This window comes from Flavobacterium sp., from assembly GCF_024642105.1.
Lineage (GTDB): Bacteria > Bacteroidota > Bacteroidia > Flavobacteriales > Flavobacteriaceae > Flavobacterium.
Window position 1 is genome coordinate 311,787 of record NZ_JAHEBT010000053.1, and the last position, 12,158, is coordinate 323,944.

At 32.6% G+C, this 12,158-nt stretch carries 8 protein-coding genes, 1 other RNA gene and 1 pseudogene; 4 read left to right on the forward strand and 6 right to left on the reverse strand.

The features are described 5' to 3' along the window. Positions 1-17 precede the first annotated feature (17 nt). From Q0L65_RS09720 to Q0L65_RS09735, 4 genes are all read right to left on the reverse strand, one after another. On the reverse strand, positions 18-200 hold the full coding sequence (locus tag Q0L65_RS09720) for a hypothetical protein (RefSeq protein ID WP_296685786.1): 183 nt from the start codon (positions 198-200) through the stop codon (positions 18-20). 529 nt (positions 201-729) lie between these two features. Beyond that, positions 730-2,031 (reverse strand): TlpA disulfide reductase family protein, encoded by a 1,302-nt coding sequence (locus Q0L65_RS09725; protein WP_296685788.1) that lies wholly within the window; start codon positions 2,029-2,031, stop codon positions 730-732. Between the two features lie 157 nt (positions 2,032-2,188). Continuing rightward, entirely contained in the window at positions 2,189-3,232 is a 1,044-nt protein-coding gene (locus tag Q0L65_RS09730) for an AMP-binding protein (RefSeq protein ID WP_296685791.1), read from the reverse strand. 11 nt (positions 3,233-3,243) lie between these two features. Next, a complete protein-coding gene (locus tag Q0L65_RS09735; RefSeq protein WP_296685792.1) occupies positions 3,244-4,173 on the reverse strand; it encodes a CPBP family intramembrane metalloprotease in 930 nt (309 codons plus the stop codon). Between the two features lie 78 nt (positions 4,174-4,251). Here Q0L65_RS09735 and arsC point away from each other — a divergent pair, with 78 nt between their 5' ends. Then, positions 4,252-4,593, forward strand: a complete 342-nt coding sequence (arsC, locus tag Q0L65_RS09740) for an arsenate reductase (glutaredoxin) (protein WP_296685795.1) — start codon at positions 4,252-4,254, stop codon at positions 4,591-4,593. 89 nt (positions 4,594-4,682) lie between these two features. Continuing rightward, on the forward strand, positions 4,683-7,145 hold the full coding sequence (locus Q0L65_RS09745) for an outer membrane beta-barrel family protein (RefSeq protein WP_296685797.1): 2,463 nt from the start codon (positions 4,683-4,685) through the stop codon (positions 7,143-7,145). 454 nt (positions 7,146-7,599) lie between these two features. Here Q0L65_RS09745 and Q0L65_RS09750 read toward each other — a convergent pair whose 3' ends face one another. Beyond that, positions 7,600-8,658: an alanine dehydrogenase gene (locus Q0L65_RS09750; protein ID WP_296685799.1), complete on the reverse strand. Its 1,059-nt coding sequence runs from the start codon at positions 8,656-8,658 to the stop codon at positions 7,600-7,602. 218 nt (positions 8,659-8,876) lie between these two features. Between Q0L65_RS09750 and Q0L65_RS09755 the strand changes: the two genes are divergently transcribed. Further along, on the forward strand, positions 8,877-10,079 hold the full coding sequence (locus Q0L65_RS09755) for a serine hydrolase domain-containing protein (RefSeq protein WP_296685801.1): 1,203 nt from the start codon (positions 8,877-8,879) through the stop codon (positions 10,077-10,079). Between the two features lie 116 nt (positions 10,080-10,195). Beyond that, positions 10,196-10,592: a transfer-messenger RNA gene (ssrA, locus tag Q0L65_RS09760) on the forward strand. 571 nt (positions 10,593-11,163) lie between these two features. Here ssrA and Q0L65_RS14025 read toward each other — a convergent pair. Further along, positions 11,164-12,102: pseudogene (locus Q0L65_RS14025) on the reverse strand (recombinase family protein); the annotation flags it as partial. Between the last annotated feature and the right edge of the window lie 56 nt (positions 12,103-12,158).

Sequence of the window (12,158 nt, forward strand, 5' to 3'; positions counted from 1 at the left end):
TTATTGCATCGGAAGCACTAAGATCCACAAGTATTGCCTTGACCACTACTACCACCACTGCAAATATTACAACTAGGCCCACAATCATATGCACTAGAACATGCGCCACATTTATTAGAACTACCACAACCACCAAGAATCATTCTCATTTCATCTCTTTTAAGACCGTTTTTAACGTCTTTTAAACTAATTTTTTTCATCTTTTTATTTTTTTAGATGATTAATAAATATTTTTTTACTCAATAAAATTTCAAAACAATCATCAATTCAATCCGCTACTTGCACTTGGCTTTTTATAAAAACGAATGTTATGTTAATTTTTACTAAATTATAAAGTTGTTTTTATACTATTTTACGGTATTTGGGTGTTTTTTTTTACGGTTTTTAATGTTGTTTTAGAGTATTTTTTTAAATTAAACAGTGTAATTAATAACTTAAGTTCTTTTTAGATAAAAAAGTCTTTTTTTAATTCCTGATGGAAATAACTTTGATGTAATATTATCTTTTTTCAAAAAGATAATAAAATGTTCGATCAATAATTAAATTTCAGAACTACCTAAACATATTACTCCATTTATATTAACAACTCAAATTATAGCAATAAATCCAATAGCAGGATAATCGGTAAGTGTTTGTATTTGGAATAAAATTCCACTATTGTAAGTAGTGGTGCTTTCGTTTTATAAATATTCGGAGATTGAGATTAAATAGTCTGACACAAAATTGATGTTATTTTAAATGTTTTTCTATCAACGCTTCAATATTAATATCCGATGGTCTCGGAGCATCAGAATTGATAATTTTCCCGTCTTTTCCAAATAATACATAACGTGGAATTGTTGATATATTTATTTTTTTTAATAAATCATCTTTATCTGATTTTGTAAGTAAAAAACTATTTTCCTTATTGAGGATATCTTCATACTCTTGTGCCGCTTTTTGCCAAGCAGTGATGCTTTTGTCGATTGAAATAAAAACAAAGGATACATTTGGGTATTTTTGCATTAATTTTTTTTCACTTGGAAATTCTTCTCTACAAGGCATACACCAGGATGCCCAAAAATCCATTAAAACTAATTTTCCAGTATGTTTTTTAATAATATTTTGTAAAATTAAGGGTATGGTTTTCGGTTGTAAATCTTGGTTTATTGCATCAAGATATTCTTGATTTTTGCAATTTTTTCTAAATAATTCAATTACTTGATTAGTGACCGCTGTTTTTAGAAATCGATCATTTAATGCATTATTTATATTGGAATATAGTAAAAAATCTATAATTTTTTGGTTGGAAATGTTTTTAGAAACAAAGTACATTTTAGTATATAAATCATTTTTTAAATTTGATTTTTTTATGGATTTTTCAATATAGTTCCAAAGTAATTCTTTATATCCTTCAATTGTCAACAACCTATAAGCTTCACTAAAGCTTTTCTCTATTGACAAGAAAGTTTCAGGATTAATAACTTTGTTTTCTAATTCATTGAACTTAATTAAACACCAATACATTGTTGTGAAATATTCATAAAACTCTTTTGAAATTTTATTGTTTTTATAATAGCTTTCCAATAATTCTTTTTCTTTATTGTACTCTGCGTCAAAATATTTTGGAAGTTTATTTAATAATCGAATTTGTTTAAGTTCATTATAATTTGAAATGTTTTCCGTTTTTCCATATTTTTCATAACAATCATTAATAAATTCAGATTCTAATTTTCGATATTTATTCGAACTACAATAATAACTGATTAATCCTTTTTCATTTAGATCAAGCTCAATTATCTCACCTGGCAAGGCATAAATCAGAGTATTTCTATTAATTTGATTACATAATAGCGTTGTGGGGCTGGATATAGTTAATTTTAAATTTCTATTGTTTTTATTAATAACAGCAGGGGTCTGCAAATACTCTATCGAACTACAAGTAAGCATAATATTATCATTACTATTCCCGATATATTTTATGAATATATTTTGTGAAAATGAATACGTAGAAATTAAAAAAAAGAAAATGATTTTTATAAATATTGACATTGTAAGTATTGTTTTTGATATTATAAAACCCTTACAGAATTAATGTCAGGGGTAATAAATGCATTAGCAAGATGAACAACTATAACCGCTCCCGCGCGAATACCTTCGCGTGGCTTTATACAAGAATAAAGTCGCCTAGCTAGAAGAGATTAAAACTCTACCTCACCATACTTTGATCTCGTATTATTTTTCCTGTAGCGGTTTGTTTGAACTCTGGGATAAAAACAATCTCTTTCGGTCTTTCGTATTTGTCTAAAACTTCAAAAACAGATTCTTCTATTGTCATAGGTTCGCCTTCCACATACAAGACTAATTTTTCTCCTAAAAGTTCATCGGCTTGTCCGTACACAAAGAAATGTCTTGGGATTAAAGTCGCCAGTTTTTCTTCAATTTGTTCTGGAATTAATTTAATCCCTCCGCTATTGATTACGTTATCAAAACGGCCTTTCCAAACAAATTGAGTAGCTGAAACTAAATCGACCAAATCATTGGTTACAATTTTTTCGCCGCTAATTTTATGGGCATCAATAACCAAACAATGACGGTCGTCTGTTGTTATTTTTACATTAGGCAACACCGTAAATGCCGCCTCTCCTACTCGCTTGGCAGCAATATGAGTAATAGTTTCCGTCATTCCATAGGTTTCATAAATCTGAGACGGAATTGTAACTAACTCCTGCTCTAACGACTTATTGATTTTGGCACCACCAATGATTAACTTTTTAATTCGGTGTAAGTCTTTTAACGAGTTTTTAGCCTGCAAAGGAACCATACCACAAAAATCAAACGTTCCCTTCACTCCTTCTAAAGGATGTGAACTTGGTGCCACAAATTCCATATCTAGACCCAAGATAAACGCTCTTACAAACATCATTTTGCCCGCTACATAATCTGTTGGTAAACAATGCAATACTTTTTGCCCCGGTTGTAAATCAAAAAAATCACCTGTTGCCAAAGCCGAATTGACCATCGCTTGCTTGTCAACACGAATAATTTTTGGAGCTCCTGTAGAACCTGAAGTATTAATTTCTAAATAGGGTTTTGGATCAAACCAATCCAAGATAAAGATTCCTAACGGTTTTTCATAATACGACCCTTCTTTGATAAAAGAATACGCCACTCGTAATAAATCTTCTTTAGTAAAACTAAAACCATTTAATTTAAACTTGTTGTGAACATTTTGATACGTTACATTATTCATCCTATATAAATTTAGTTGTGATTGACTTTATTGATTTTCCCTGTAAGTTGTTCTTTCCAATTTGCCCATTGGTACTTCCGTGCAAAAAGCAACAGCAAGATAGGAAAAATTACAACAACAGGCAACAGCACGTCTACCAGACTGCTTGGATTGGAAACGTCTTTCAAAATGGCATGAGTTTGAAAAGCCGACCAATCGGAGGTAACCAATACCGCTCCTATAAAATTATTGGCAAAATGAAATCCCAAAGCCAATTCCATTCCTTCATCCATTAAGGTACTAATTCCAAGAAACAAACCTGTACCAATATAATAAATCAAAATAGAGTAACCCATTTTATCAACTTCGGGATTAGCGATGTGGAGTAAGCCAAAAATCAAAGAAGTCATCAACAAAGGAAACCATTTATTGTGTGCTAAATTGCCAAAACCTTGCATCAAATACCCTCTAAAAATCAATTCTTCACTCCCTATTTGAAAAGGAAATAGAACCAATCCTATTGCAAATAATATTAAAAAAGGAACCAGCTGAAATTGAAGTACAAAATCTTCTGGATGTAAAAAATAAAAGATGGCGGTACTTCCTATTGTAAAAGCTGCCCAAAGCGAAAAAGAAAAACCCACTCTTTTCCAGTCGATACTTGCTCTAGAAGTGATAATAGACAATAGCGATTGATGGTGTAAATTCCGAAGTACAAAATAGATTCCTAGAAACACAAATACAAAAGAAAAAAGCAGCAAAAACAAAGTAAAATTGGGCTCTAAAAAATGCATCATTGCTGCATTCGAATTGGGGTATTTTTTCTTGTTTATCAAGGTTTCGTACAAAACTCCCATCAATAAAGGGAGCTGTCCTATTAGCGAGGCTCCAAAAAGCAAGACCGAGCCAAAAAGGTATTTCCAAAAAGCATTTTCTGATTGTATTCCTTGTTCTATAAACATCTTTTAATCCAAAGTTTCTTAGCCCTAAAATACGTTTTTAATTTCAATTTTCTTTACTTCGCAAAAAATTTAAAAACGATGATACAAATATACCATAACCCACGTTGTGGAAAGTCAAGAAATTGTTTAGCATTTGTTACTGAAAAAGAAGCAGAAGTAGCAATTGTCAAATATCTTGAAACACCTCCAACAGAGAACGAAATCAAAGAGGTATTGCAAAAGCTGAACTTCAAACCCATTCAATTGGTTAGAACGAAAGAAAGTATTTGGATAGAAAACTATAAAAATAAAACCCTAACCGATGAGGCTATCATTCAAGCCATGGTAAAACATCCCATACTAATCGAAAGACCAATAGTAATTAAAGGCGACAAAGCCATCATTGGAAGAATTCCAGAAGAGGTGGCTCAATTCATCTAAAAAAGTAATATTAACTTTTTTTTATGATTTGCCCAATGTAACCATTTACTCTTTTTAGAGTCTAAACACAATAACTAAAATCATTATTGATGAAAAAAATAAATGCTATCGCATTAATTGTATTGCTTTTGAGCTGTATACTAAGTTTTGGTCAACAAGCACCAATTGTAAAAGCCAAATTAAAAATAACAGGAAGGGTTATTGAAAAAACAAGTAGACAACCTTTAGAATATGCTACTATTACACTTCGATTGCCTAACAATCCGAAAGCAGTTACAGGAGGAATTACCAATAATAAAGGAGAATTTTCTGTTGATGTAGCTGCGGGAACCTATGATATTACGATAGAATTCATCTCATTTAAACCTACTGAAATCAAAGGAAGAAGTTTTGAATCCAACACTAATTTAGGAACTATTCCTTTAAACGAAGATGCAGCTCAATTAAGCGAAGTAGTCGTTCGTGCTGAAAAAACAACCGTTGAAATCAAACTGGATAAAAAAGTATTCAATGTTGGAAACGATTTAATGGTGAAAGGTGGAACAGTTAGCGATGTACTTTCTAACATTCCATCGGTATCCGTTGACGTAGAAGGAAATGTAAGTTTGAGAGGAAACGAAAATGTAAAAATCTTGATTGATGGAAAACCATCCAATGCTATCAATATTTCCGAAGCTTTACGTATCATTCCTGCAGACGCTATTGATAAAGTAGAAGTAATTACCAATCCATCAGCGCGCTATGATGCCGAAGGTGGTGGCGGAATCTTAAATATTGTTTTGAAAAAAGGAAAAAACCAAGGTTTTAATGGAACATTTATAGCTACAGGAGGTATTCCTGAAAATAATGGTCTTAGTGCAAATGTCAACTACAAAACTAAAAATGTAAGTTTGTTTACTACCCAAGGGTATAGTTTTAGAAGTAATCCTGGAAACATGATTAATAAAACCACGTATTTCAATACTGATAATTCGATTCGAAATTTCATTATGGAGCCAAGAGAAAATGACAGATTTGGAAAAGGTTATAATGGGAATTTTGGTATTGAATTAGCATTAGACCCAAGCACTTCTTGGACAAATACCATTAATTATAGAAACAATAATGGAAACAATACCGATACTGTTTTCCAAAATTATTACACAGCTTCCAATCAATATGATTATACTAAAAACCGTATAAACAAAGAAGATGGAGATAGTGAAAATATAGAATATACAACTAATTTCACCAAAAACTTTAAAAAAGAAGGTCATAAATTTAGTATTGACGGTTCCATTTCATCTAATGATGATACCAACATCGCAGTAGTTACCGAAACTGGTACAAATACCAATACAACCAAATTAGACAACACAATTAACAACCAAAAACAAGATCGAATTTTGGTTCAAAGTGACTATGTATTACCTCTAGGAAAAGGAAGTCAATTTGAAGCTGGCTATAGAGGGAATTTTTCAAAATTAGTGACAGACTATCAAGTTAAAAATGACGGAATAATTAATCCGAATTTCACGAATACTTTGGAATACATAGAAAAAGTAAACGCTCTTTACACACAATATGGGTTCAAACAGAATAAAGTATCTGTCCTTTTAGGAATGCGCTATGAAGATTCTAATATTGAAATTAACCAACTAGCAACTAATAGTTTCAATACAAAGAAATACGGTAACTTCTTTCCAAGTGCCTTTTTTACCTATGAGATTTCAGATAAAAGTAGCACCTCTATTAGTTATAGTAAACGTATTGAGAGACCAAGAGGTCGTATGATTAATCCGTTCAGCAACTTATCCAGTAATATCAATCTTTTTGTTGGTAATCCAGACTTGAACCCTTCAATGACAGATGCTATTGATTTTGGATACATCAATCGTTGGTCTAAGTTAACTTTGAGTACTTCGTTATATTATAACAAAACAACAGATGTTTTTCAATTTGCTCGAAGAGAATCAGGAAGTTTTGTTAACGGAACACCTATTATTATTACTTCGCCAATTAACATCGCAACTGAATTCAGAACTGGATTTGAGTTCACCTTAAATTATTCTCCATACAAATGGTGGAAATTAAACACTAATTTCAACTTCTTCCAAAGTGAAACTGAGGGCGATTTTGTGTACACCAATTTCAATAATGTTGTTGTAACTCAAAATTTTGACAAAACAGCTACATCTTGGTTCAGTAGATTAACATCTAAAATTACATTACCATCTAAAATTGATTGGCAAACTAACTTGATGTACATGGGGCCTCAAAGCAATGCACAAGGAAGAGTTTTAGGAAACTTTAGTGCCAACTTGGCCTTCAGTAAAGACGTTTTAAAAGATAAAGCTACTATAACTTTAAATGTAAATGACGTTTTTAATGGTAGAAAAAGAATTATGGAAACTTACCTTCCTGGAGTATTGAGCTCAAGAGCAGAAATGCAATGGAGAGTAAGACAAGTAACATTATCATTTACGTATCGTTTCAACAAAGCCAAAAACGAAAGAGAAAAACAACCTAAGAGAATGAACGATGGTGGTGGTGAAATGGAATTTCAAGGATAAATACTACTAAGACTGTCTGAAAAGGCAGTCTCTTTTTTAGGCATAAAAAAAGCTCCGAATTTCGGAGCTTTTTTATTATCAAACAATCAGACTAAACTGATTGCTCTTCTTTCTTTTTTGCTTTCTTTTCTTTGTAAGCTTCCCAAGAAGCCCCACCTACCCAGTATGAAACGAATCCAACTAAGAAAAACATTAGCCAGAATCCCATTGTCAAAATGGTTAAGAAAAGTAAAAAGCCTAAGTACTGTGAAAAAGTAAACATATTTTCCGGAATTTGTTTGTATACAAGCACAAATGTAAGTTTAATATTTTGGCTTGGCAACAAAAATTAAAAAAACTGCTCCTTCTATTTTTACAAAATCAATCCAATTAATTTAACGTTTTGATTTTCAAGGTTCTTACCCTCAATTTCCTTTATATAGAAAACCCTATTGAGGATAACTAGCCTATTTAATTACAGTTGCATTTTTTTCAAAATTCCATTGACATCTTGGTCGAAAAAAGCAGGTATTACCTGTTCCATTAACTGCTTTCCAAAATCTTCACTTACTTCTTTAGGGAATTCAGTCCCAAAAGCAAGAACCGCCACTACCACAATAGCTGCTGGATGAAAGACTTCTACTTCTCTATTTTCACTTGGTAAATAACCATAAAACGGCTCTTCAGGAGTAGATTGACGCAACGTACAAGCTATTGAATTGGAGCTATCTGGATCCAAATCAACTACAACTCTAAGTTTAGAATCTTTAGCATTCAACAATTCTTGAGATACAACCACTGGCTTACCGTTAATTGCAGCATCGGCAATAATGATGTCTGAGACTTTTGTTAACGGTTCTAAATCATTCGAATCCAAATTGTCAATCAAAGTAAAGATTGCTTGAGCATAATTTTTAGAAAGAAAATCATTTGCTGCTACTTCCTTAATCTTCATCGCTTTTAGTACTACTTTTACTCCTGAAGCGATTTCATCGGTTCCAACAACCGTAATTTTTAAAGGAGGTAAAACAGGCCGTTTCAAATAAGCAATCAAGCTGTTTTGGTCCAAGAAAGTCGTTACGCTAGGTAACTTAAACAGTTCAAATTTGAGTCCGAAGGCGCGAAAAGCATTGTACGCACCAACTATTCCCCTAATTCTTTGGAAACTATTGGCATTGATAACCGACGCATAATTATAAATTGTACATTTTTTTTCAAGAGCTAATTGCCTGTATTTTTCATTTTGTTTTTTGTCTAAATCTCCAAAAAACAAATACGTTTTATTCGGAATTAATTGATCGACAGGAATTGGATGAATCCCAATCAGCACATCACAATTTGAAATAGTTGTGCTTACTTCTATTTCGTTTGTACTGAATTCTTCATCGTTAAAAATACGAATAGCAGAAGACTCCACTTTAAATTCTGCTTGTGGATAAACCGATTTCAATTGCTTCAATAGTGCAGGAGAAACTGCGACACGGCGATCTGATGTATCATTTAATTCTTTTACAATTCCGAATTTCAAACTCATTATTTTATGTAATTATCTGTTTTCAATTTCCCTTTAGATAGGAGAATCATACAATTTCAAGATTATTTTTAATTCTAATAAAAATGATACTCATTGACACCCAATTAAATACAATTTTAATAACATTGGGTTGTGGATAAAAAGTTACTGATAATCGAAAAAAAGCTTCGTAAAAGCGATGGATTCAATATATTTGTGACTCAAGTACCACTACAAAAATGAATTATTTTAAGAAAGCAAATATACTACAAATACTGGTTTTATCTCTTGTTTTAAGCTCATGTGGCAAAAACGAAACAGAACCAGATATTAAAGATTCTGAACTTCCGGAGAATGTCTTACCTAAGATGAAACCTTTTACTAACGAGGAACCCAAACTTAGCGAAGAGTACATCAAAACTACCCGACAAAAAATTGCCCATTTTTACAATAAAAACTGGCCAGGAAAAAGTGCCAATGGAGCTTTTTTAGTCGCTAAAAATGGACAAATCATTTTTGAAAAATACGATGGCTTAGCTAATTTTAGTAAAAAAGATTCTATTACGCCTACTACCCCATTACACATTGCATCAGTTAGTAAAGTATTAACGGCCACCGCGATTTTAAAATTAGTCAACGCGAAACGATTGGATTTAGATCAAAAAGTGAATTCCATTTTAAAAGAATTCCCTTTTCCTGAAGTAACCGTTCGAATGTTATTAAACCACCGCAGCGGATTGCGTAATTATGCTTATTTCACCGATAGGAATGATGGTGTTTGGGATCGACATAACCGACTGACGAATCAAGACATCTTGACACTTTTGGCTACCAAAAATATTGGTCTAGAATCGAGAACCAATACTCGTTTTGCCTATTGCAATACCAACTATGCCATGTTAGCCCTCATTATTGAGAAAATCACTAAGAAGAGCTATAAAGAAGCCATGTCCGAAATGATATTTAAGCCACTCGGAATGAAAAATACTTTCGTTTTTGATTACGAAAAAGACAAAGACCGTATTGTTCCTTCGTATAAGGCGAACCGAGTAGAAATTGGCAAAGATTATTTAGACAAAGTATATGGCGACAAGAATATCTATTCTACCGTACGTGATTTATTAAAATTTGATCGTGCTAGAAACAAACCTAGTTTTTTAGAACCTTCGCTGTTAAAGCAAGTGTACATGGGCTACAGCAACGAACGTAAAGGCAAGAAAAACTACGGCTTGGGTATTCGAATGGTCAACTGGGAAACAGGACAAAACTTTTATTTCCACAACGGCTGGTGGCACGGTAATACCTCAGCATATATTACGCTGCAAAAAGAACAAGTTACTATTATTGCTTTGTCTAACAAAATGAACAAAAGCACTTACAACGTGAAAAAATTAGCACCGCTTTTTGGTGATTATCCTTTTGAAACCGATACGGAAGAATAATTCGATTTACGATATACGATTTGAAATACCCAAATCAATTCGTTTTTATCCCTAAAAAAGATTTACCTTTGCCATTCTAATTTTGGAATGATTATTGACTATTCCTCAATTAATATGGGGTCGACTGGTTTTGACAGCAAGTCGAATTGAAAAGTAAGCAGGTCGAGAACTGAAGTAATTCTCGTTAATAAAAGGCTTCACACTTTTTACACGGCGAAGGAAACTACGCTCTTGCTGCATAATCTGAATTATAGTAAGATTAGCCTCGTCCTACCAGGTAGGAAAGCAGGATTCTCCTCAAAGGCTTTGGTTTATAGCATTTGATCTAGGGGAATCGTAAATATAAACCTAGAGCATCGTAAGTTTCGGGCGGTACTTGAAAATTAAGAAACTAAGTGTTTTGTGGCTGTTTCTGGCCTAGCAAGACATCGAAAACTCAATCAGGAAATACGCCTGTAGAAAGCTCTTTAGTTGCTTGTTTGGACCCGGGTTCGATTCCCGGCGACTCCACTAGAGTGGACAACTCGATTTTTTTCGATAATTGTCCACTTTTTTCTTTTTCTAACCCCTTGTCTATCTGCAAGATATATCTTAAAACATCATTGATTCTGGTAGTTCGACATTTATTTCCGTCAAATTCAAATTTTTCAGGAAATATCGAACTTATCAGTTGCTGTTTATCTCTAATGGAAGCGTTTACATAGTGTTCTTTGAGATTGTCAAGTGCATTTATTCCATTTTTAAGCCAGCTTAAGTACTCACTGTTCACTTGTTTTATATTTTGCAATTCGTCCATCAAATTTAACTTTTGACTGGAGTATCTTGCCATTGTGTCACTATACTGCTGATGGTCTATTTTATTATCAACGAGTAAATCTTGTAACTTTTCAATTCTAGCCGACACTTCGTCTAAACTTTTTTGTAAATGAAGTTGTTTTGACTTTGAATCTTTTGAATCAGTATCAAGTAAATCTTTCACCATGAGATTGTATATTTCACTTGATTCTTTAGTGAAAGTAAAATCCCCTAAAATACTTTCAAACGTTTCATTTACTTTATCTACAGGATAACGTTCTTTAGCACAATAATTACAATGATAATAGAAATAATGTCTCCCTGTAGCACTTTTTGAACGGCTACCTGTCAATTTTTCTCCACATTTCGAACATGAAATTATTCCTCGTAATGGCAACTCACTTCTCATTGATTTATATGCGGGCAGCTTTCTAATTTTATTTGATTTTGCCAACATTTGTTGCACTTCCAAAAATAATTTTTCTGATATAATAGCTTCGTGTATTCCATTAACAATCATCATGGGCTCTTCGTCATTTTTAGGAACAACAATTTTTCCAATATATAACGAATTACGTAGCAACCTAGAAAAATTACTTCGACTAATTTTTGTTCCTTTTTTATAAAGTTCAATTCGTAATTCTGCTTGCGATTTACCAATAGCAATCTGATTAAAAATATACTGAACAACTGAGGCATCGTCAGAAGGAATCATAACAGGTTTATTCTGTTGGTCTCTTGAGTTTTTATAACCAAAGGGAGCTTGCCTACACCATCTTCCCGCTTTCAAAGAGCCTCTAATCCCTCCTCTAATTTTAATTGACCTCCTATCGTTATCAATTTCAGGAATCGCTAAAAATATAGCTAGCATTGCTTTATTTTCAGGTATTCTCATATCTATGGGTTGTTCAACCGCTTGAACTTGCACTCCGTACTTTTCTAATGTGCGTAACATTACTAAAGAATCTGTCAAGTTTCTAGAAAAACGATCCCACGAAGTAATTAACAATATATCGACTGCTCCTTTATTCTTCTTTACAAATTCTAAAAAACTCTGAAATTGAGGTCTATTAAAATTCTTTGCAGAATGGTCTTCTCTATAGTGCTTTACAATTAAAAGATTATTTCTTTCACAATATCTAGTGAGTTGTTCAAACTGAACATCCAAACTATATCCCTTAGCTTGTTCATCACTACTTACTCGACACATAATCACAGCTTTTTTCATGCTTTCTGAGTGTTTTTAATATTACTTACTGTTTGTTTAGCAAGAAGACTCAAAAA

What these genes read in the sequence shown, in the direction of transcription:
- Q0L65_RS09730 (WP_296685791.1), bottom strand. Translation starts at nt 3,232, where the DNA reads ATGAATAATGTAACGTATCAAAATGTTCACAACAAGTTTAAATTAAAT.
- Q0L65_RS09735 (WP_296685792.1), bottom strand. Translation starts at nt 4,173, where the DNA reads ATGTTTATAGAACAAGGAATACAATCAGAAAATGCTTTTTGGAAATAC.
- arsC (WP_296685795.1), top strand. Translation starts at nt 4,252, where the DNA reads ATGATACAAATATACCATAACCCACGTTGTGGAAAGTCAAGAAATTGT.
- Q0L65_RS09720 (WP_296685786.1), bottom strand. Translation starts at nt 200, where the DNA reads ATGAAAAAAATTAGTTTAAAAGACGTTAAAAACGGTCTTAAAAGAGAT.
- Q0L65_RS09755 (WP_296685801.1), top strand. Translation starts at nt 8,877, where the DNA reads ATGAATTATTTTAAGAAAGCAAATATACTACAAATACTGGTTTTATCT.
- Q0L65_RS09745 (WP_296685797.1), top strand. Translation starts at nt 4,683, where the DNA reads ATGAAAAAAATAAATGCTATCGCATTAATTGTATTGCTTTTGAGCTGT.
- Q0L65_RS09725 (WP_296685788.1), bottom strand. Translation starts at nt 2,031, where the DNA reads ATGTCAATATTTATAAAAATCATTTTCTTTTTTTTAATTTCTACGTAT.
- Q0L65_RS09750 (WP_296685799.1), bottom strand. Translation starts at nt 8,658, where the DNA reads ATGAGTTTGAAATTCGGAATTGTAAAAGAATTAAATGATACATCAGAT.